Source organism: Halocatena halophila (assembly GCA_027563145.1).
GTDB lineage: Archaea > Halobacteriota > Halobacteria > Halobacteriales > Haloarculaceae > Halocatena > Halocatena halophila.
This window is the reverse complement of record CP071306.1, coordinates 498,369-518,814: the sequence shown is the minus strand read 5'-3', so window position 1 is coordinate 518,814 and position 20,446 is coordinate 498,369. Positions and strand designations below refer to the sequence as shown.

Sequence of the window (20,446 nt, the reverse complement as noted above, 5' to 3'; positions counted from 1 at the left end):
GCAGACACGTGTTAATCGTTCGGGTCACCCAAGATGCTCGGGCGATCCGAACTCACGGAACGTCGAGGACGGGTGGACCGATTCACAGGACCATTCGTCCGTCCGGTCTGCAATGGCGGCTGGGTCCGTCTGGGTCACCCGTGACGCACAACGGTCGGCCACACCGTCGAGACGTTCTGCAAGAATGTGGATTTCGCTCCTGAGTTGCTGTTGGGCATACGCCCCGTCGGTACTCTCGTGTTCGACAAACAGCTCCTCGAGTTGGTCCAACAGTTCGAACAGCTCTTTCAGGTCCGACCGATAGTACGTGTGGCCACAGGGTCGAAGCGTGGCCATCGTTGTGTCGTCGCCAGCCGTTTCATCAAGCAGCAACTGTGTAGTCTCGGGTGTCTGCTCGTCGGTTACTCGTTGCCAGTGCAGGAGGGCTGTCGGGCGTGACCGACACGACGGACAGACAAAGCGGGTCATGATCGCCCCTTGGCGAGTGACTGACAAAGGCCTGGGGGCTGCACACGCAACCTTCGAAAAATCAAGCAGGGACACCGAAAGAACCCATGGTGACCGGGGAGGTCACAGCAGAGTACTCACAATCGCATCCGGTATGGAATGACAGCGTTCGGACCCATATAGGATGGATTCTCTCGCCAGCTGCATTCGTTCGTTGGCAGTTGTCTGTAATAGCTCTCCCGAAGCGTCAAGCATCGATTTTATGGTCTATGGGCCATCTTTTTCCTATCGCCTCCCGTGTGTCTCCTGTGAGCGAGCTACTGGTCTGGGTGTGGGAAACGTTCGGTCCGTTCGTCGTCCCACCACTCGTCTTCAGTGCTGGCGTCGTTGGCTACGGACTGTTATGGCTGGTGGCGAGAGAACACAACGGACAGTGATCTCGCCATCGTTTAGGCGTTGGGGGACAGTTGTCTGGTATGCAGCCGGATGTATCCCCCGTGGAGGCGGTTCTCGAAACACGAGACGTAGACGGCTACCTACTCAATGCTGACAGCGACGATCCGAATCAGCGCTATCTGTCCGGTTTCGACGCGCCGGATCCGTTCGTGACGCTCTTTGCAGGTGACATTCACCTGCTGGTTTCCTCACTTGAATTCGGCCGTGCAAAATCAGAGAGTCACGCCGCGACCGTCGCCAGGTTCAGCGACTTCAACCTCCGCGAGAAGCGAAGCGAGTACGGCTCCGCAGAGGCGTTCTCACGGACAGTCGCATCGTTTTTGCGCTCACAGGATGTTGAATCGATCGTCGTCCCCAGCCGCTTTCCCATTTCGCTGGCCGATGGGCTCCGTGATCTCGGGATTCGTGTTGTGGTGGATGCAGACGATGACACAGCGGAGATGCGCGCGCAAAAAACCGATGACGAGATCGAAAAGATTCGTCGGGCTCAGAAGGCAAATGAGGCGGCGATGGCCCATGCCGAATCAATTCTGTCAGAGTCGTCGATCGACGGGGAGACACTGGTGTATAAGGGGTCGGTGCTCACCAGCGAGCGTCTCCGACGCGAAATCGAGTTTGAGCTGCTGGAAAACGATCACGCCCTCGACGAAACGATCGTTGCCTGTGGAAGCGATGGTGCCGACCCACACGATCGAGGGAGTGGTCCGCTTGCCCCGGATGAGAGCATCGTGATCGACATCTTCCCACGCGGGAAAGACACGGATTACTTCGCGGACATGACCCGGACGTTCGTGAAGGGGACGCCAACCCCAGCCATCGAGGAGTATTACGAACTGACCGAACGGGCAAAAGCAGCCGCGATCGACGCGATCGAACCCGGCGTCACCGGAGAGAGCGTGCACAATGTGGTCTGTGACGTGTACGAAGACGCTGGCTATCCAACCCTCAGGAGTGATCCTCAGACAGAAACCGGATTCATTCACAGTACGGGCCACGGTGTCGGACTCGACGTTCACGAGGGCCCTGCGTTGAGCCCTGTCGGTGAGACACTGAAACCTGGGCACGTGATCACTATCGAGCCTGGCCTGTACGATCCGTCGGTCGGTGGCGTTCGCATCGAGGATATCGGCGTCGTCACCGAGGACGGTTTCGAGAATCTCACAACCTATCCACAGCAGCTTCGGCTCGATTGATCTTCGAGCGGTCGCGTTCCACATTGATTTAGGACGCTGCACTCCAACGATCCCTTCATGAATGCACTGATCGTCGGCGCGGGTGAGATGGGCCGCTGGTTCGGTGGCTCCATCTCTGCGTCAATCGCCTACGCCGATTTCGACGACGACACCGCGGCGGCGGCTGTCCGGGAGACGGGGGGCCGCGTCGTCTCGCCAGCCACCGAAGAAACGTTCGATCTCGTCTGTCTGGCGGTACCCATGACGGAGATTGGATCGGCGATCGAACGCCACGCAGTCCGTGCCAGCAAAGCACTGGTCGACGTTGCAGGCGTCATGGAGCCGGCCGTTCGGACGATGCGAGCTGTTGGACCCGATCGCGAGCGGCTCAGTCTCCATCCGCTGTTCGCTGGCAGCCATGCCCCCGGTCGGATTGCCGTGGTGGCGGACCGTCCCGGTCCAATCACTGATATGCTTCGAGCTGAGCTCACCGAGGCTGGAAACGAGCTGTTCGAAACGACGCCAGAAGAACATGACCGTGCGATGACAACCGTACAGGCGCGTGCGCACGCAGCGATTCTCGCCTACGGACTCGCAAGCGAACCCGTTCGAGAGGAGTTTCATACGCCGATTTCCGCAGAGCTCACTGCCCTACTCGAACGTATTACCGACGGCACACCACGGGTGTACACCGACATTCAACAGGCGTTCGACGGTGCCGACGACATCGCTGATGCTGCAACACGACTTGCCCGCGCTGACGACAACGCCTTCGAAACCCTCTACAGAAACGCCCGTTGAGTGGTGTTTAATGAACGACGATCAGCGCTCACAAATTCTCGATACTGCGCGCTATCTCCAGAACGTTCGCCCGATCGATCCCGAAGAGCTGCGCGACTACGTTGAAGGCCATCCGCATCCGGCCGCGATCAGACAGGTACTCAGAGAACACGCGTTCGAACTTGGCATGGCCGAACGCGAAGAGGGATTCGTCCCGGTGGCTGATGGACCGATTGCCATTAGCGGACCAGTTGGTCGGATTCCAGAGGACCTTGATAGCCGGCTTGAGGCATTGCTCGTCGAACGGTTCGGACGACACTGGGCGACGGGTGAATCCGCCACTACCCTCAGAGAACGCATCACACGGCTCAAAGCCGACTATTTCGCCAGAGAACCAGTTGAGTACGATGCGGTGACGGCGCTCGCCTATGCCATCTATCATCTGTACGATAACTACGCCGTGATGCAACACGCGATTGGTTCGCTCATCGATGCAGGGTTGATTCCCCACCACTGTCGAATTCTCGACGTTGGAGCAGGCGTCGGTGGGCCAGCGATGGGCGCACTGGAACTGCTCAGCGATGGACTAATCGAGTATCACGCCGTCGAGCCGAGCCCTGCGATCTCCGTCTTCGAACGACTCTGGGAGGGACGAACGAATCAGTCCGTTCGATTTCATCAAGAGACGGCAGAATCGTTCGAGCCCACCGGTGAGTACGACCTTCTCGTGTTCGCGAACGTGTTGAGCGAACTTGACGATCCGGCGGCCACGCTCGCTCGCTACACAGAGTACGTGGCTGGGGATGGTAGCTGTCTGCTACTCGCACCGGCGGACCAAAACACGGCGATCGAGCTGCGAACGCTCGAACGCGGACTCGCTGACGATGGAGAGTTGACGGTGTATGATCCGACACTCAGGCTCTGGCCGAACGAAACGCCAGGAAGTGACGCCGAATCCTGGTCGTTCACCATAAAAGACGATATTGCGACGCCGTCGGTCCAACGGCGACTGGCGGATTCAACGCCCGCAGAGAGCGACCAGGAGCCGACTGCGTTCGTTAACACCGACGTGCAGTACGCGTATAGCGTGTTGCGTCCGGACGGACGCCGGCGAACGGAGCTAGCACCCAACAGCGATCGATTCACGCCGATGGCCGACTCGGGATCGGTCGTTTCAGATCGCGTCGACCTGGTTGGTGTCAAACTCAGTCACGATCTCGGTTCCGATAATCCGCTGTTTCTCGTTGGTGATGGGAGCCAGCAGACTGACCATTTCGCGGTCGTTGTCCGAGAGACCGGACTGAACGAAACGCTCATCACCGCGCCCTACGCCAGCGTCCTCGCGTTCGAGAACGTCCTCGTGCTCTGGAACGCGGACGAATCGGCATACAACTGCGTTGTCGACGATGAAGCAGTCGTCGATCGCATCGCCTGACTGACTCGGTGGGAGTCAGGAGATTTTTCTGCTGTGGGGCGAACCCTCTGCCAGATGGAAATCCTGCTCACGAACGATGACGGCATCGATGCGCCTGGCCTAAAAGCCGTATACGACGCACTTGCTCCGATCGCCTCTGTGACTGCAATTGCACCAGCGACCGATCAGAGTGCCGTCGGCAGAACACTCTCTCACCGCGTCGCCGTCGAAGAACACGACCTCGGATACGCTGTGAGTGGGACCCCAACCGACTGTGTGGTCGTTGGAATACAGGCGCTGGATACGTCGTTCGATCTTGTCGTCTCTGGCTGTAACCGCGGCGGAAATCTCGGTGCGTACGTTCTCGGCCGATCAGGAACTGTCAGTGCGGCCGTTGAGGCAACCTTTTTCGAGCTGCCTGCAATCGCTCTCTCGATGCACATCCCGGCTGCCGAATACGATTACGAAACGTTCGAACCGACCGTCGAGCAGTATGCCGATCCGGCTCGTGTAATCCGATATCTCACAGAAGAGACGCGCGAACGGCCGGTGTTCGAGACAACCGATTACCTCAACGTGAACGTTCCTCTCGTGGAGGGCCCAATTGGATCACTGCAGCTCACCGAGCCCTCGACTACCTACGAGATGGACGCCATCCGTGAGGATGCACACGTCGTGCTCAGAGATCGAATCTTCGAACGAATAGCAGAAGGAACGCTGCCAGAACCGCCAGGAACGGACCGTCGGGTTGTCCTCGACGGAAACGTGAGCGTTTCACCGCTTACGGCGCCACACAGCACCAGCGATACCGACGCCCTCGAAGCGATCGTTTCGGCGTTTTGAGCCAAGCGACTCACTCACAACATTTCACCGAGCTCACAGACGGATTTCGGGTGGGCAACGATGAACTCGTTGTCCTCGAGGATGCGCTCGGATGAAGGGACGAACACCAGATGTTCTTCCCCGTTGCAGTGGGCATCGGCAACGTTCCAGCTGTCGAGTTCGTATCCAAGATCCTGTTCTGGATCCGGATCGGGCGACTCCGTGTACCATTCTCCGGTATGCCTGTCGTTTGCCATTGGGATTCGACCGGTTTCGTTAGTTGTTACTGAAGCTGACGTTTGCGTCTCCATCCACCGAAAACTCGGTGAGCTGACCAGTGAAGATGAAGTCATCGCGCGCTCTGTGAACGGTACCGCGTGCACTCGAGTCGACGATGACCTCGCTCTTTTCGGTCGTTTTGCCCTTTTCGAGCGAGCCATCGACCGTCAGGGAGTACTTCGCCGGCAGCTCGGAGGTGCTTCCATCGATCGTGAGCGTATGCGTTTTTGCATCGCTGCCCAGCGACGATGGTTTGACAGGCTTTTCGTCGACGCGTGTCTCGACATTGCCGTCGGTCGAGAACGACGTGATCGAACCAGTGAACTCAAAGCGATCGATCGAGCTTTCAACCGTTCCCGTTGCCCAGTTCGCACCGACGGTGGTGTCGTCTGTGAGCTCGAACGTCTGGTAATTTTCTGCAGCCGAGATCTCACCTTCCACTGCAACGGTGTAGGTAACCTGCTCGTTCGGGGATTCGATCTCGAGCGTGTGTGCTTTCAGATCTTCTGCGTCGCGATCACCGTTCGGTGACGACGCCGAAAGCGCAGTCGTGACGGTTTGTGCTGTCTTTTCAGTGGCTGAATTCGCCGCACCAATGCTCAGACCCAGGGGCTGGCCCTGGTTGCTGACGTTGACGGTTTTGCCCGATGAGGACTGCATTCGGACGGCCTCCCCGTCCACTTTGATCGTTGTGTTCGCCACGCGGGTGTCGTTCGAATTCGCGAACACGACACCGTTACGGCCGCTCCCTTTCTGCTCGATGTAACAGTTCGTAATGCGCGAGCCGTTTGCCTCTTCTGCGAGCACCGCTGTGCCACCGCCGGAGTTACCAAGAATCTCGACACGGTCCATGCGAAGCCATCGGGGCGATGGGCTTGGATCGTGTCGCCCCTGCGAAGCTCGTCCTTCGCGGTAGACTGCTGGCGAGCCCTCGTTGTTGTACGTGATTTTGGTATTTTTCACGTTGAGGGTGCGCCCACCCGTCCAGGCGGCGATTGCAGCACCGCTGGTGGGATTGTCCTCAATTGTGATTTCGGTGTTTTTGATCTCGCCGCCCGCGGCATCGAATTCGCCGCCGGTTGCGGCGTTGCCCTGTTCGAACAACACTCCGCGCATGGTGAACGCCTTTCCTTCAAGGGTGTGTGGTCCGGAGTACTTCTCGGGAGAAACCTCGACCGTCGCGCCGTCCACGAAGCTGCCGTCGCCAGAAATGCGGATTCCGCTAACGTTGTTGTTCCGATAGATGCCGCCAATAACCTGGACAGCACTCAGGGTTCGACTACCGTAGATGCCGTTGTTACCGAACTCCTCCAGGTGACAGTCGATTACCTTGATGGTCCCACGACCGCCCCAGACGGAGATGCCTGCACGGCCATCGCCACTTTTGTAGTGCGACCAGGCAGATCCCTTCTTGGCGACGAAGTCTTTGATCACGCCGGTTCCATTCGGGTTGTTCACGCGAATCTGCCAGCACCGGGTGACATCAGATGAGTCAACGATCGCCCGGCCGATGTGTTCGATGTTTTCTGCGTGAAAGCCGTGTTCGGCATCAATTCGGATGCCAGTCGCGGTCTGGTCCGGTCGCACGTCAACGTCGAAGTTCTCGAACAGTGCGCGGTTACATTTGGTGTTGACAAAGAATTCGTTGTATCCCGAGGGGAACGTGAAGGTCACGTCGTCGGATTTTCCCCGGAGACCAATCTTTGAGTGCTGTCCTTTCACCTGTCCGCTCCATCGGTACGTCCCGGACGGGAACTCCACGAGCGTGTTTCCATCGAGTGCGCTCGCAACCGTCGACGTCACGTCCTCGTTTCCGTTCGGATCGCAGCCGAGATCGTCGACTGCATCAACCACCCGATTGAACGAGATCCCATGGTGGGTCGCCCCTTTGGCACGACCCATCTGGCTTGCCCCAAGCAGAGTACCGCCCACCACCGATCCAGTAAGCGAAAGATATGAACGGCGACCGAGAGACCGTGATTCGTTTTCCTCGTCGTTGGCGTCGGATGTCATCAGCGGGTAAAGCTGGGTTACGATAAAGTAAGTTCTGGCTATATAGCTGATAGTTAGGGCCTAACGAGTGAAAGATACGATCTATTACTCGCAGATACATTCCAGCACAATATTGATTGTGCAATCAGCGCTTACTCTTCTGCAGGAACGTGTTACCTGGAGTAGGCAGGGCTTACCCGCAGAATTTTGGAGTTTCAGAACTTCTATGTGGATGTGATAGTGAGTGTCTCTCATATCGGTGCGCGAAGAATGCTCTGGCGACGGCCGGTCTGTCCAGTAAGAACGCCCATCCTACTCGGTCACGGGTGTCGATAACGAACGCATAACAATGCACTGAATGACGAGATTACAGATGATGGTCCTCAGAACAGCGGTCGTTGGAGCGGGCGTTATTTCTGGACAGCATCTGACGGGTCTTCGAAAATGTCCGAACACGACGCCGGTTGGGGTGTGTGACATTGACGAAGACCGGGCCCGGTCGATGGCCCACGATCACAACACAACTGCGTATACGGATCTCGACGAACTGCTGGAGACAGAGTCACTCGACTGGCTTCATATCTGCACACCGGTTCAGACACACGAATCGATCGGCTTGAGCGCACTCAAAGCCGGAGTGTCGGTGTTGATAGAAAAGCCAATAACGGTGACAGCAGACGAGCTGACCACGCTCAGAGACACTGCAGAGACAAACGACGCGATCGTCTCTCCGGTGCACAACCACATGTTTGATCCAGCAACGCGGCGCGCGCGTGCGTTGCTTGACCGGGGGATTGTGGGCGATATTCGCGGAGTGGATGTCACGTACACTGGCGCATCCTACGCACACGAGCCAAACCGGGGGGCCTGGACGTTCGAGCTTCCCGGTGGAGAGTTCGAGGAAGGCATTCCACACCCCCTGTATCTTGCACTCGCACTCGGTGGCTATCCGGCAGATACGTCGGCGATCGACATCCGGACGGCACTAACGCGTGCATACGAACAGGAGTTCAGCTACGACTCCGTGCAACTGCAGTATCAGACGGACCACGGTGTGCTTTGTTCCGTTCGCGTCCAGCCGGGTGGAACCCCTGTCCATCGGATCGATATCCACGGGTCGGCTGGCTCGCTCGTCATTGATCTGGTTTCACAGACTGTTGTCCCGTTGACGGCCGACTACACGTCGTCAACAATCAACCGGGCCCGCAACAACTTAGAGCGCGTTGGTCGCAGGCTCCAGGGGACGATACTCGCGGTGCGTGACGTACTCGACAACAGGATCAACGACAGCTGGGAGACGGAGATTCAGCTCAATTCCCATTTCTACCAGATCGATGCCGAAGCTGCGGCACTCCTCGGCGATAGGCCACAGCCAGTGCCGATCGAACAGGCCCACTGGGTGCTCAGCTTGATGGAAGAGATTCGGTCAGTCGCCGAAGATTCGACGGTTCGCCTAGAGCCGACGCCATCACCTGATACGTCCGTCTAGGGGCTGGTCACTCGATCACGCTCTTAATTGCTATGCTGACAACTTCTGTATCGAGCAGTCCAACGCCCACTGCCAACAGTGCCCAGACACAGATAGCAGCGCCAATGAGCAACAACAGCGTTATGAGACCCGAGACGAATGGCAGTCCAGCGGCGACCACAACCGACATGCCGGCCGTAACGACAGCGATTGCCCCGATCGAACGCACGAGAAGCCACCGATCGATGGGAAACTCTTGATCGATGATGTAGAGCTCGACGGCGATCAGCGCCATATACGTGACCACTGTCGATATCGCTGCGCCAACGACACCGATGACGGGGATCAACGCCACATTCAACGCGACGTTGCCCACTGACGCTCCAGTTTTCGCGATTGCGCGCTCGCGAGCGCGACCGACGAAATCCAGGCCGTCGTTCGTGATCTTATCGATCGATCGCAACAGGATGTAGACACCGAACACCTGGACGACGGGGACGGCTCCGAGATAGTCTGCGCCAAACACGTAGGTGATCGTCGGCCGAGCAATGAGAATTAGCCCAATCCCGGCCGGACAGTACAACAACATCGTGTGAATGAAGGCATGTTCATACAGCGTTCCTGCATTATGGAGTGAGTCGCTCGCCTTTTGTTCTCCGTAAGCAGGCGAAACCGCAAATCCAAGTGAGGTCGCCGGCACCGTGACGAAATCTGCGATCTGCTTGGCAAGCACGTAGTAGGCCACTGCCGCGGGAGAGAGGAAAAACCCGACAAGGATCGTATCAACGTTCTTATCCAGCGTGTGGCCTCCTCTCGTAATCGTCAACGGTATCGAATACCGGAGTATCTTTCCCGAAAGCTCGGGGTCTGGAGGTGTCGTACTGGCGTATCTCGGGAGAAAACGGGTGTAGATCACCCCGAGACCAACGACAGCTGCGAGTCCGTAACCAACCACATAACCCGCCAGCGCACCGATTGCGCCGAGTCCGAACAGCAAAAACAGGACCGTGAACGCCAGCAGACTCACATTCGAAAGTGCACCGATACAGGCACTCCATCGAACCCGATTGAATCCCTGAAACACGACCGACGCGAACTTCGAAAGCGTCATCGTGGCGATGTACAACGCACCCACAACGAGAAAGGGCTGTACGGAGGGCTCTCGGACGATATTGGCGATGATTTCGCTGCCAAGCACCACTGTGAGACTCACTACCCCAATTGAAAGCAGATTGTACCGCAACGACGTGGTAACGATGTGTGGGATCTGGTCGGGATCAGTGGTCTTGTACTCGGTGATGTATCTGGCTGCCGATTTTGCGAATCCAAGGTAGGAAAATAACAGCCCAGTCCCGAGAATCGACAGAGAAAGAAACAAAAGTCCGTACTCGTCGGGACTGAGGAACATATTCGCGAGCAGTACGACGATGAGCCCTTTCGAGATCATTCGCGCCCCCTCGGCGACGAGCATCGCTTGTAATCCTTGCATAACCCGACGAAGCATCTGCACGGTCGCCAGTGACACACCGAATTCGGATAGTAATGGATCGCTTATGTTCCTCGGATGGGCGTAGTTACGGCATTACATTGAGTCTCAATGGCGTTACTCGGCACAATGTACACCCCCTCCCAGCTGTGGCGTGGGCTTCGACGGGGAATCCAGCGGCCGGCATTTTTCTTACAGGAGTGTAACCGGCTGTACAACCGTCGGCTGTACCGAACCGACTTCAACACCGAGGGCGACGATTTCATGGCGGAAGACTGGGATAATCTGATACTACTCGATGCCTGTCGATACGACCTGTTCGATTCAGAAATCGATGACGACGCGTTTCCCGGTACCCTCGAACACCGCCAGTCGCGAGGGTCACACACCGTCGAGTTTCTACAGGGCAATTTCGCGGGAAAAGAGTTTCTCGATACAGTGTACGTAACGGCGAGTCCCCAGCTCTACCGATGGAGTGAGAAGATCGATGCGACGTTCCACGACGTTATCGAGGTGTGGAAACGCGACTGGAACGATGAACACGGGACGGTGATGCCAGAGACGATGGCTGAATACGGGATAGAAGTCGCAGAGGTGTATCCCCACAAGCGACTCATCCTCCACTTTATGCAGCCACACTATCCCTTCATTGACGCGCCGTCGCTCAACGTCGGCCAGCGCCTTGATGGTGCAGACGAACGGGACATCTGGGGCCACCTCAGAGACGGTGATATGTCGGTTTCAGCGGATCGTATCTGGCAGGCCTATCGGAATAATCTCCGTCTGACATTCCCATCGGTGCGAGCACTCATCGATGGACTGTCCGGGCGAACGGTGGTCTCGTCCGATCACGGAAACATGATCGGGGAACGATCGTCACCAATCCCTATTCAGGAGTGGGGCCATCCACCAGGTACGTACACCGACGAACTCGTAACCGTACCGTGGCAAGTGATTCCAGCCTCGAACCGACGCGAAATTCACTCGGAGCAGCCACGCTGTCGCCCGCGTGTCTGTGGTACTGAGGAAGTCGATGGCGTGGCCAGAGATCGACTCCGAGCACTTGGCTATCAGGAGTAACGGTGTGGTACATAGCCCATAACAATGACGGTCGTCGTCCAATCGCCATCCACATGGAATCGTGCACGCACATGGGTGTAACGGAGAGCGATGGCTGGAGCTGATACGGAGACGACGTGGGTCTGGTGGACACGTCCCGCGCTCGTCGTCGGCTTTCTCTCGGTCACAGCAGCGGTGATTCTCAGTTATACACATCCAACAACGGGCTATGAGCTCTCGCTGTATGGAGCCACACCGGTGGGATTCTGGATTGCCATCACAATTGCTCTCACCGTGGCGCTCGTCGTTACAATCACGGCACCATTACCGTGGACCAGGAATCTGGCACTCGCGCTGGGCACCTGCTCGTTGCTGTCGATCTTTGGCCTGCCCCTGATTCGTGGCTACCACTTCTACGGATCGGCAGACCCCTTGACACACCTTGGACTTACGAAAGACCTCGCAACGGGGACAATGAGTCCGTACGGAATGATCTACCCGGCAATTCACATTATCACTGTCTTTTTAGAGCGACTGACAGGTCTTCCTTACCGCAATGGACTGTTGTTGTTGACCGTCCTGTTTGCCCTGTTGTATATCGTCTTCGTCCCCTACTGTGCTCGATTGCTCTCGACCGGTCCGCTGACAATGGGTATTGGACTGTTCTCTGCAGCACTCATGCTCCCAATCAATCACGTTAGCACGCATTTTCGCGTCCATCCGTTTACGCTCACCACGCTCTACTCGGCGTTTATCATATTCTTGCTGCTGAAAACCGTGCTATCGCTCGGACAGACGGATGGGCCAGAAAACGACACGACATACGCACACACCGGATCACTTGTGGCACTAACGATCGTCCTCAGTGCCGTTGTCGTCTATCATCCACAGCAGGCCCTGAATCTGCTGATATTCTTCGTCATACTCTGTGGCGTCCAGTTTTTCTATGGAGTTGGTAAACCGGATCATCCGGTTGCCAGACAGCCAAGACTCTACGCACCGACGGTGTTTTTCGCCGGCGTCTACTCCATCTGGACCGTTCGGACGACATGGTTCTACCGACTTGCCAGCAAGCATATCGAGAAGGTCGTTGGCTATATCAACGGTGAAACCGTTGCTGGTGAGCGAGTACAGGCACAGGGCGCCTCAATCGCGGCCGTCGGTGGTTCGATCCCCGAACTGTTCGTGAAGCTATTTTTGCTCTCAACGGTGTTCGCAACCATTACCGGCCTGGTTGCCCTCGTTTCGATCCGGAATGCACTCGATGACGATCCAACGATCTCGGCGAGCACGCGCCTCTATCTTACATTGAGCCTGGTGCCGTTGCTCGGGCTGTTCGTGGTCTACATGGTCGGGAGCATCTCAAAGATGCAGTTTCGTCACCTGGGATTCATGATGGTGGCTGCCACGATGCTCGGAACCGTCGGTATCAGCGCTGGACTCTCGCGCATCCGTGATCGATTCTCGAAGCGAACCGGATCGATCGTACTGGTCGTTGTGTTTGGCTTGATGCTCGTCCTCGCGATCGCACCACTCTACCAGTCACCCTATATTTACAAACAGAACGTCCAGATCTCAGAGGCACAGCTGACCGGATACGATCAGACCTTCGATGATCTGCCCCCCGAGCAACACATTATGGGTATTCGAATGCAGCCAACGCGGTATGCGGATGGAACGCACGGCGTCCGCTGGACCGACGCTAGACAGGATCAGTACCAGAAAACGCTCTCGTTCCATGGGCTTGGCCGGCTTCGAACGTCGATGCCACGCTCTCAGTATCTTGCTGTGGGGACGATCGACCGAAAACGGGAGGTGATCGCGTACAACGAGCTGCGATTCAGCGAGGCGAGCTTCGAGTCGGTTCCCGACCAGCCGGGCGTGAATCGCGTGCTTTCAAACGGCGAACTCTCGGTGTATTTCGTCCACGCGCACGAACGTCCGGGCGTCGGTCCCGCGAATGAATCGTCGATAGGGGTGAGTGATCGATGAAACTCCAGTCGGTTCAGAACGGACGGATCCTTGCGTCACATCACCGAACGATCTACGAAGCGTCGGCTGTCGATTCGTTCGAACCGATTGGTTCGATCAACAATCCAGGACGTGGCATATCAGCGCTCTCGTTTGAGGCACTGACGCGGGCCCCAGGTCGGTCGATGCTCGAATGGGTGGTTGGTGCCTACCAGACGACGAACGTCTGGCCAGTGGGCGACACTGCACTGGTCGCGACGGTGGGACGACACCTGTTTTCGAGTCAGGATGGCGGTGTTAACTGGCATTTCTGTCGGAAACTTCCCGCGTCGTCCGGCCTATTCGGCGTGTTACCCACTGCACTGTGTCGACACGATGGGACCATATATCTCGGCGAGTATCCGCTCGACAGTTCGGCGACGCCACACGTGCTCCGATCGGTCGACGATGGTCGCACCTGGAGACGGTTTCTCTCGCTCCCGGAAGTGCGTCACATCCATTCGATAGCGGTCGACCCGTACACCGAGTCGATCTGGCTTTCGACCGGCGACCGCGACGCAGAGTGTCACATAGGGCGGATCAAAGACGGGCGCTTCGAACCAGTCGTCGGCGGAGACCAGCGATTTCGTGCCGTGGATCTGGTGTTCACACCCGACGCACTGTTGTGGGGTATGGACTGTCTCTACACCGAGAGAAATGTAATCTTCAGACTGGATCGCCAGAAGCTTTCGGACGGCGGACCAGCAATCGGGTCGCCACCCAGCTCGATTTCCGTTGACGGTGGCACAACACTCACAGACCGGACGCTCGAGGCGATCAAGGCAAACGCTCCAGAGCCACAGCCCGTCACGACCGTCGGAAGCTCGGTCTACTACGGAACGACCCTCCACGACGGATCGACGTGGTGGGCAGTCTTCTCGACGGCAATCGAGGCTGGTGGCGACAGCACGGCCCCCAAAACTTCCAACGCGGGAGTTCAGGAACCGACAGCAACGGTGGTGGCAGCCCCTGCCGACACTGATTTCACCGAATGGCAGCTACTTGCGCGCTTTGGCGTCCGTCGCCGTCCGGTTCACTACATCAATCCGGGCGAGCGACTGCCGTGTGCCAATGCATACGTTTTTCTTGGGGCAGAGGACAGTACGCTGTACTGCAACCCATTCAACACAAAACAGCACCATGGAGCCATATTGACTATCGAGGCCGATTCATTCGACGATCGCTTGCTTGGTCAGTCGAGATAGCCTAAATCTTCGAGTTGGGCCTCGATAGAGCCACTCAGCTGATCGGCGTCGGCATCCGCCGGTGCACCTTCGGTGACGATTTCCATCGCGCTGGCACGCTCTTCGAGCAACGTACGGAACCGATCGAGCACGGATGACTCGGGCTCGATGACAGTTTCGTCGGTTCCGGTCCCACGGAACAGAAACTCCTGACGGTGTCCGTTTGTGGCCTCAAATGTGGTTTCTGCGACCGTTTCTGGATCTTTGTGGCCGTTGGCGGCGTTTTCTCCGTTAGTGGTGACCATGTCAGTGGTTGGGATCGACCTGACGTACTTGTGTTCGCCGTCAGTGAGTAGCCGCCAATGGGTTACCGCTTCCGGATCAATATCCCGTCCGGTGTGGGGTATCACGTCCTCGACGAGAGCGGTGGGCTGGCTCTGCTGAAGCGACTCCTCGTATCCGCCCGCCAGGACTGTCTCGAACAGCTGTCGGAGTTCGAACGGTTGCTCGACTATTCGAGCGCCAGATTGGCCCGGTTCTTTGATGAACAACGGAACGTGGGTGTTGATATCGCGAACGTAGTGGGGTGGAAGCCCGTCTCGATCGAATTCGCCGAGCGTTTTCCCGTGGTCCGAACAGAAGATCACGAGCGTTTCGTCGTACTTTCCAGTGGCTTTGATCGCTCCCAGCAGTCGATCGACGATCGAATCGAGATAGCGAAGACTGGCGTCGTAGTAATCGAGCAGACGCTCGCGAGTCTCTCTGTCCAGTCGCGAACTTCCCATGATGTTCGCCAGGAGCTTTACGTTGAGCCGGCGCGCCTCGATTGCCGATGGCGTTGCCAAATCGAGCGCTTCGAACGCCCGTTTGGGTGGATAGTACGGGCTGTGTGCCTCCATCAGGTTGAGGAAGGTAAACGTCGGTGCGTCATCCGTGGCCGTGGTTTCGATCCAGGACACCGCTCGATCAACCAGTCGCTCGGTGAAAAACCGGCGCTTGAGCAACACGAGGGGCTGTCGACTCGCATGGCCAAGAAGGGTGTGGAGCCGAGAGTGTAACCGACCGGCACGCCCGTGAATCGCCGTGTTCGACCGGCTGATCTCGAGATCCCATTCGACAAACTCTTCGAAGCCGCGATCAAGGCCGGAGAGCTGGCCGACCCACGGATTGTTCGAAAATCCTGCCGTTCGATAGCCATCGCTCCGAAGGCGTTCTGTGAGCGTGTTCACCGACGATGGGAGACCAAGTCGCTGATCGGTAAAGCCATTCGTCACGCCGTGTTCTGAGGGATACAGTCCCGTAAACATCGAACAGTGCGACGGCAACGTCCACGGTGCCGGCACGTAGGCGTTATCGAACGTCGAGGCCTCACTGGCGAGTGATTCGAGCGTCGGGGTCGTTTCCCGGCTGTGTCCGTACGCCGAGACTCGATCCCGTCGTGCGGAGTCCAGCACACAGAACAGAACGTCGGGTGCGGACATACTCGGACTATCGACAGTTCCATGCTTTGTTAATGAGAAACTGTGTCGTGTAAGCACAGAATACCGGCGTTCAGGCAGGGAGCTCGGCGTAGATTTTTCTGAGCGTTCGTTCTGCCACATCCCAGGAATAGGTCTGACTCACCATCCGTCGGTTCGTTCGGGCCATCTCCTCCGTTCGTTCGGGGTCAACCAGCAACGTCGAGAGCGCATCCGAGAGTTCGGTTGCGTTCTCTGGTGTGACCAAAAGCCCGTTTTCTGCGTCGATTACCTCCGGAATCGACCCAACGGTCGTGGAAATAACGGCGTTTCCTCCGGCCATCCCTTCGAGCAGGGCAATTGGAAGTCCTTCTGCGTACGCTGGCAGCACGAACACTGATCCCGAATCCAGGAGCGATCGCTTTCGTTCCTCTGAGACGTAGCCGTGGTAGGTAACCTGTTCGTGTTTTTCGGCCAACTCCTCAACGATGTTCGTTAGCGGCCCGGTTCCCGCAATGGACACCCGAAGCTCAGAAACCGCCGTCTCTCCGGAAAGGAGCTCGTCAACTGCGGTGACGAGCTCTCTGATGCCTTTTCGCTCGACGAGGTTCGATACGAACACCACGTGCTGTGGTTCGGCCGTGTAGTTTGGCGAGTACACCGTCGGATCGATCGCATTGGGCAACACTCGGAGCTTCGAGTCTGAAACCCGACTCGAGAGCACCTCCTTCCAGTACGGTGAGAGCACGATCACCCGGTCACACGCGTCGAACACCAGATCCTGGATCCGGCGGACGGCCGGCGAATCAGTGGTGACGAACGAATCGAACGACGACCCGTGGACGTGCAACACGACGGGTCGGTTCCACACGTAGTTTCCGTATAACACGTAGAAGGCGGCCCGATAGAACGAAAACTGGTGTGACGTGTGAACGTGGACGACATCCGGAGGTGTTCGGAACGGAAATTTGATCGCAGCCCAGAGCGACCGAAGCGTTGAGCTGAGAAGCCACAACAGCCCTTCCCCTTTTGGATCCGAGGCCATGTCGTACACCGTGGTCTCAACCTGTTCGATGTTCTGTCGTTGCTGTTCGACGTATCGATGAATCCCACCACCACCGAGTGTGCCAACGATGAGGAGCTGGTCCGCTGTCATCACTGCAGTCGATAGATCTGGGAAGGCCTTTGTTAATCGGTGACAATATCGTTCCGAGCACATTCTCACGCTAGTAGCCTCTGTTTGTCAGTACCACACGATGGAAAAGCCACAACTCTCGACGCCTTATTCTGCTGAATTAACTAATTGGATAGAAAAGTATAATAATAACGACTTTATTTTGAAAACTGAAAATAAATTGAATTAAATCCACGAAGAATTCCAAACGGTTTATTTGTGTGCTCGAATTTAGAAGACACTGCTGGGGTTCAAAACGTGGGTCCTAGACGGGAGACCACGAGATCAACCATGAAGGCACGAAATGAAACTGAAGCGATTATGGGGGACATTACAGACTCATCGGATCGAACGATTGCTGAGTCAGCAACGACGTTCCGATTCGACAGAGATGCGCAACCGCTCGGCGTACAGGTCATTGAGGCGGTTGGGGCCACGACCGGCCTCGACGAAACGGAAATCACGGCTCCACTCTATAAGTCGGTGGATCCTGAGGCACTCGATACGCTGTTTGCGACAGGGGGCGACGGTTCGGTTCAATTTTCTTTTGACGGTCATCATATAACGATCGAAGTCATGGCCGACGGTACAGGCACCATCACCGTCGAATAGCGGCCAATATTCTGCATAAATCGACCGCCGAGTGTCATCTCAGGCGTCCGCTGGAGTATCGAAGTCGTGGAAATGCTCTCCTTTCTCTTTAGTGAGGATATTGAGACCGGCGGCTGCACCGTCGCCGGCAGAGATGATTGCCTGCCACTCTTCTTTTCTGACCATCGCACCGGTAGCGTACGCGTTGGCCACTGACGTTTCCATTGTCACGTCGACATCGACCGTCCCCGAATCCGTAAACGCACAGCCGAGCGATTCGGCTAGTGACCGATCCGCACCGGTCGCGAGGATAACGTATTCGCTATCGAGCGTTCCACTGTCGGTGGCCAGCTCGAAGCCATCGCCAGTTTCGGTCACAGCAGTCACTTCGGTTTCCGTCCGCTGGTCGACGCCAAACGAATCAATCTGCTCTCTTGACTCCTCGACAAACGCGGTTCCGTCGACACTCTCGATCCCGAGATAGTTGAACAGATGTGCCTTGTGCATCCAGGTTTCGTCGGTGTCAAAAAGCGTCGTTGAGAGCCCATTTTTCTCGGTGAACAGTGCCGCACTCAGGCCGGCGGGACCGCCGCCAACCACAGCCACTCGCGTCATATGATTCTCAACGGATTCAAACACCTTAACTGTGGGAGTGGGCCTCACTGCGATGGTGTCGACGGTCGAGATTCGCATGCCGGACGACCCGGCGATTGGCCACGCGGTTCGAGTGCCGCTACCGATTGTGTATTCCCACGCGTGCGAGCGAGCTCCGTGATGATCTGTGTGAGATTTTCGAGCTCGTCGACGTACGCGTCGCGTCGTCGTTTCCAGAGCGACTCCAGATTCGGCGTCGAAAGCAGCCGATCGATCGTCTCGAGCACTTCTGAGAACGATTCGTGGTTGTACACCAGCTCGTTTGCCTCGAGTTCGATGAAGTTTCCCATGTCGTTCGCTCCAACGAACGAGTTCGACCGTATCGCCGGCGTTCCGAGCAACGCGGCTTCGGTGACCATCGTCTGTGTGTCTGCAACCAGCAGTGTTGCCTCGTTGAGCACGTCGTGGAGCGCTCCCGGTGGCGCGTCGTACGGCCGTGCAGGTAGTCGGTCTATGTCGATATCGCTGCCCTCATCGGACACGAACACTGTCAAATCTTCTGCGAGGCGCTCGACCAACGCGCGCCGTTGTTCGCGCCCAAAGCCAGCGTGTCCCACGTCGTGATGGGATCCAAACGCGTTGAACCGAACCACCCCAAATCTTTCGTCCGCTTCGAGCTCAAGCAGCTCACGAACGTCTACGGCCGGTTCATACACCTCTGGATGGAGATACGCACACTCTTTGAACCCTTCGAAGGTGTAGTGTTTCTCACCGAGATCCTTGCGAAACGCCCCCGGCGTCACGATCGTCTCCGCGAACGGCATCGACACCGTGTGATCGAGTCCCGTGGGCTCGGAATCGAGTACCAGTACCGTCGGTGTCCGCGTGAGAGCTCCCGTGTGGGCAGCGTACGCACCCATCCCGAACACCATATCTGGATCGAACTCACGGCTGTGCCGGATAATGTGGGCATAGTGTTGCGGAAGTCGACCCAGCAGCGACCATTTCGTCGTTCCACACGGGCCATACACCGTGTGATCGATGTCGTGGTGCTCAAGTAGATCTGTGGTACAGCCGTATTCACGAGCCAGCACTGACACTGCATGTCCATCACCGGAAAGTTCGTCGATGACGTGTTTGTACAGATGGACGTGGGCTGGCGTGTTCGTGAAGAACTGATATCTCATACGACCTTTCAACGGTGATGGTCGGCTTTGTTACAGGCTCCCTTGTCAGGTAGAGACACAACAGCCCACCCAGTAACCGATCCCTACCGATCGAAGATCGATCCAGGGACGGTTGAGAGCCGATCTGTGGTGTGTAGAAAATGAATTGCCGAGAGCGAGATAAACCCACAGAGCACGCTCATGAGCACGACGGTAGCCGAGAGTAACCCCAACACTGCGTTGAGTCCGACCGCGAGGGTGCTCGTTGCAGTCATCACGAGATAGTAACTGGCCCAGAGCGGATCATCATCGTCGCGGTTGAGATACGGTCGAAACTGCTCGAAGGTGGGTCCTAACTCGATCGTCCCGCGGGCCTTATTGAAATCAATCACGCCGGTGTCGTCCATTTTGGGCAAGTGACACTGATACAGCCCAACGTACACCCGCTTTCGTTCGCGTGAGGTGAGCGCGGACTCGGTGGTATCATTCTCAAGTGCGCCAATGTGTTCGGCCAGTGCACCGATTGTCACAGGATTGTCGTTGTCGATGAGATAGTTGAGCGTTCGCCGGCGGCGTTGGTTCTTGAGCACTTCGAAAATCCGATCTGGGCCCAGCGATCGCTCATCCACCGCCTCTTCGTCGGCTTCGACATCGAGCGGAGGAGATTCTCCCTCTCCAACCGACTGCGACTGGGTGTCGTTCGGTGATTTCGTACTCATTCGATCCACCTGCTGTTCCCACACGGCACGACAGTGCGACTGGCTCGCACACCGCGCATTCTTGTATTGCACATGACTCTCATAACCCATCCTGATTCGTCCCGACAGCACGGTAGCGGATAGCTACTACAGCGCAATGTATTAGACCAGGAACTCACTTGTAATTAATTGTCGAT

19 protein-coding genes are annotated in these 20,446 nt (G+C 57.0%); 10 read left to right on the top strand and 9 right to left on the bottom strand.

Features of this window, described 5'->3' with window-relative positions; translation table 11 throughout:
- Positions 1-24: 24 nt before the first annotated feature.
- Entirely contained in the window at positions 25-468 is a 444-nt protein-coding gene (locus JXQ78_RS02630; protein ID WP_330631927.1) for a hypothetical protein, read from the bottom strand.
- A 287-nt stretch (positions 469-755) separates the two neighbouring features.
- Between JXQ78_RS02630 and JXQ78_RS02625 the strand changes: the two genes are divergently transcribed.
- Genes JXQ78_RS02625 through surE form a run of 5 tightly spaced genes read left to right on the top strand, consistent with a single transcriptional unit; the run spans position 756 to position 5,112 of the window.
- The gene (locus JXQ78_RS02625; protein WP_330631926.1) at positions 756-884 is read left to right on the top strand and encodes a hypothetical protein; all 129 of its coding nucleotides are present in this window, start codon (positions 756-758) and stop codon (positions 882-884) included.
- 39 nt (positions 885-923) lie between these two features.
- Positions 924-2,096, top strand: coding sequence for a Xaa-Pro peptidase family protein (locus JXQ78_RS02620; protein WP_330631925.1), 1,173 nt, complete (start codon positions 924-926; stop codon positions 2,094-2,096).
- A 57-nt stretch (positions 2,097-2,153) separates the two neighbouring features.
- On the top strand, positions 2,154-2,876 hold the full coding sequence (locus tag JXQ78_RS02615) for a prephenate dehydrogenase/arogenate dehydrogenase family protein (RefSeq protein ID WP_330631924.1): 723 nt from the start codon (positions 2,154-2,156) through the stop codon (positions 2,874-2,876).
- A 10-nt stretch (positions 2,877-2,886) separates the two neighbouring features.
- Positions 2,887-4,290: a class I SAM-dependent methyltransferase gene (locus tag JXQ78_RS02610; protein ID WP_330631923.1), complete on the top strand. Its 1,404-nt coding sequence runs from the start codon at positions 2,887-2,889 to the stop codon at positions 4,288-4,290.
- 54 nt (positions 4,291-4,344) lie between these two features.
- Entirely contained in the window at positions 4,345-5,112 is a 768-nt protein-coding gene (gene surE, locus JXQ78_RS02605; protein ID WP_330631922.1) for a 5'/3'-nucleotidase SurE, read from the top strand.
- A gap of 14 nt (positions 5,113-5,126) precedes the next feature.
- On the opposite strand, the gene JXQ78_RS02600 is transcribed toward surE, so the two are convergent.
- Both JXQ78_RS02600 and JXQ78_RS02595 read right to left on the bottom strand, forming a co-directional pair.
- Positions 5,127-5,348 carry a hypothetical protein gene (locus tag JXQ78_RS02600; protein WP_330631921.1) on the bottom strand — a complete coding sequence of 74 codons (222 nt, stop codon included), beginning with the start codon at positions 5,346-5,348 and terminating at the stop codon, positions 5,127-5,129.
- 19 nt (positions 5,349-5,367) lie between these two features.
- Complete coding sequence (locus JXQ78_RS02595; protein WP_330631920.1) at positions 5,368-7,383, bottom strand: hypothetical protein; 2,016 nt, start codon at positions 7,381-7,383, stop codon at positions 5,368-5,370.
- A 352-nt stretch (positions 7,384-7,735) separates the two neighbouring features.
- On the opposite strand from JXQ78_RS02595, the gene JXQ78_RS02590 reads away from it, so the two are divergent.
- Positions 7,736-8,851, top strand: coding sequence for a Gfo/Idh/MocA family protein (locus JXQ78_RS02590; RefSeq protein WP_330631919.1), 1,116 nt, complete (start codon positions 7,736-7,738; stop codon positions 8,849-8,851).
- 7 nt (positions 8,852-8,858) lie between these two features.
- Here JXQ78_RS02590 and JXQ78_RS02585 read toward each other — a convergent pair whose 3' ends face one another.
- On the bottom strand, positions 8,859-10,319 hold the full coding sequence (locus tag JXQ78_RS02585) for a flippase (RefSeq protein ID WP_330631918.1): 1,461 nt from the start codon (positions 10,317-10,319) through the stop codon (positions 8,859-8,861).
- Between the two features lie 108 nt (positions 10,320-10,427).
- Between JXQ78_RS02585 and JXQ78_RS02580 the strand changes: the two genes are divergently transcribed.
- From JXQ78_RS02580 to JXQ78_RS02570, 3 genes are all read left to right on the top strand, one after another.
- On the top strand, positions 10,428-11,396 hold the full coding sequence (locus tag JXQ78_RS02580; RefSeq protein WP_330631917.1) for a hypothetical protein: 969 nt from the start codon (positions 10,428-10,430) through the stop codon (positions 11,394-11,396).
- Between the two features lie 90 nt (positions 11,397-11,486).
- A complete protein-coding gene (locus JXQ78_RS02575; RefSeq protein WP_330631916.1) occupies positions 11,487-13,367 on the top strand; it encodes a hypothetical protein in 1,881 nt (626 codons plus the stop codon).
- Entirely contained in the window at positions 13,364-14,590 is a 1,227-nt protein-coding gene (locus JXQ78_RS02570; RefSeq protein WP_330631915.1) for a WD40/YVTN/BNR-like repeat-containing protein, read from the top strand. Before JXQ78_RS02575 ends, JXQ78_RS02570 begins: the two co-directional genes overlap by 4 nt.
- Here JXQ78_RS02570 and JXQ78_RS02565 read toward each other — a convergent pair.
- Both JXQ78_RS02565 and JXQ78_RS02560 read right to left on the bottom strand, forming a co-directional pair.
- Complete coding sequence (locus JXQ78_RS02565) at positions 14,578-16,050, bottom strand: sulfatase (protein WP_330631914.1); 1,473 nt, start codon at positions 16,048-16,050, stop codon at positions 14,578-14,580. The two genes, JXQ78_RS02570 and JXQ78_RS02565, sit on opposite strands and share 13 nt — an antisense overlap.
- A 70-nt stretch (positions 16,051-16,120) precedes the next feature.
- Positions 16,121-17,182 (bottom strand): glycosyltransferase family 4 protein, encoded by a 1,062-nt coding sequence (locus JXQ78_RS02560; RefSeq protein ID WP_330631913.1) that lies wholly within the window; start codon positions 17,180-17,182, stop codon positions 16,121-16,123.
- A 309-nt stretch (positions 17,183-17,491) separates the two neighbouring features.
- On the opposite strand from JXQ78_RS02560, the gene JXQ78_RS02555 reads away from it, so the two are divergent.
- Positions 17,492-17,812: a HalOD1 output domain-containing protein gene (locus JXQ78_RS02555; RefSeq protein ID WP_330631912.1), complete on the top strand. Its 321-nt coding sequence runs from the start codon at positions 17,492-17,494 to the stop codon at positions 17,810-17,812.
- 39 nt (positions 17,813-17,851) lie between these two features.
- On the opposite strand, the gene JXQ78_RS02550 is transcribed toward JXQ78_RS02555, so the two are convergent.
- From JXQ78_RS02550 to JXQ78_RS02540, 3 genes are all read right to left on the bottom strand, one after another.
- Positions 17,852-18,406 carry an FAD-dependent oxidoreductase gene (locus JXQ78_RS02550; RefSeq protein ID WP_330631911.1) on the bottom strand — a complete coding sequence of 185 codons (555 nt, stop codon included), beginning with the start codon at positions 18,404-18,406 and terminating at the stop codon, positions 17,852-17,854.
- Positions 18,407-18,450: 44 nt separating this feature from the next.
- Entirely contained in the window at positions 18,451-19,572 is a 1,122-nt protein-coding gene (locus JXQ78_RS02545) for a DUF354 domain-containing protein (protein ID WP_330631910.1), read from the bottom strand.
- A gap of 83 nt (positions 19,573-19,655) precedes the next feature.
- Positions 19,656-20,270, bottom strand: a complete 615-nt coding sequence (locus tag JXQ78_RS02540) for a DUF7344 domain-containing protein (protein WP_330631909.1) — start codon at positions 20,268-20,270, stop codon at positions 19,656-19,658.
- Positions 20,271-20,446 lie beyond the last annotated feature (176 nt).

Coding starts and splice junctions, on each gene's coding strand:
- JXQ78_RS02620 (WP_330631925.1), top strand. CDS start 924: ATGCAGCCGGATGTATCCCCCGTGGAGGCGGTTCTCGAAACACGAGAC.
- JXQ78_RS02545 (WP_330631910.1), bottom strand. CDS start 19,572: ATGAGATATCAGTTCTTCACGAACACGCCAGCCCACGTCCATCTGTAC.
- JXQ78_RS02580 (WP_330631917.1), top strand. CDS start 10,428: ATGGCGTTACTCGGCACAATGTACACCCCCTCCCAGCTGTGGCGTGGG.
- JXQ78_RS02610 (WP_330631923.1), top strand. CDS start 2,887: ATGAACGACGATCAGCGCTCACAAATTCTCGATACTGCGCGCTATCTC.
- JXQ78_RS02565 (WP_330631914.1), bottom strand. CDS start 16,050: ATGTCCGCACCCGACGTTCTGTTCTGTGTGCTGGACTCCGCACGACGG.
- JXQ78_RS02570 (WP_330631915.1), top strand. CDS start 13,364: ATGAAACTCCAGTCGGTTCAGAACGGACGGATCCTTGCGTCACATCAC.
- JXQ78_RS02590 (WP_330631919.1), top strand. CDS start 7,736: ATGATGGTCCTCAGAACAGCGGTCGTTGGAGCGGGCGTTATTTCTGGA.
- JXQ78_RS02595 (WP_330631920.1), bottom strand. CDS start 7,383: ATGACATCCGACGCCAACGACGAGGAAAACGAATCACGGTCTCTCGGT.
- JXQ78_RS02600 (WP_330631921.1), bottom strand. CDS start 5,348: ATGGCAAACGACAGGCATACCGGAGAATGGTACACGGAGTCGCCCGAT.
- JXQ78_RS02630 (WP_330631927.1), bottom strand. CDS start 468: ATGACCCGCTTTGTCTGTCCGTCGTGTCGGTCACGCCCGACAGCCCTC.
- JXQ78_RS02615 (WP_330631924.1), top strand. CDS start 2,154: ATGAATGCACTGATCGTCGGCGCGGGTGAGATGGGCCGCTGGTTCGGT.
- JXQ78_RS02585 (WP_330631918.1), bottom strand. CDS start 10,319: ATGCAAGGATTACAAGCGATGCTCGTCGCCGAGGGGGCGCGAATGATC.
- JXQ78_RS02550 (WP_330631911.1), bottom strand. CDS start 18,406: ATGACGCGAGTGGCTGTGGTTGGCGGCGGTCCCGCCGGCCTGAGTGCG.
- surE (WP_330631922.1), top strand. CDS start 4,345: ATGGAAATCCTGCTCACGAACGATGACGGCATCGATGCGCCTGGCCTA.
- JXQ78_RS02540 (WP_330631909.1), bottom strand. CDS start 20,270: ATGAGTACGAAATCACCGAACGACACCCAGTCGCAGTCGGTTGGAGAG.
- JXQ78_RS02560 (WP_330631913.1), bottom strand. CDS start 17,182: ATGACAGCGGACCAGCTCCTCATCGTTGGCACACTCGGTGGTGGTGGG.
- JXQ78_RS02575 (WP_330631916.1), top strand. CDS start 11,487: ATGGCTGGAGCTGATACGGAGACGACGTGGGTCTGGTGGACACGTCCC.
- JXQ78_RS02555 (WP_330631912.1), top strand. CDS start 17,492: ATGAAGGCACGAAATGAAACTGAAGCGATTATGGGGGACATTACAGAC.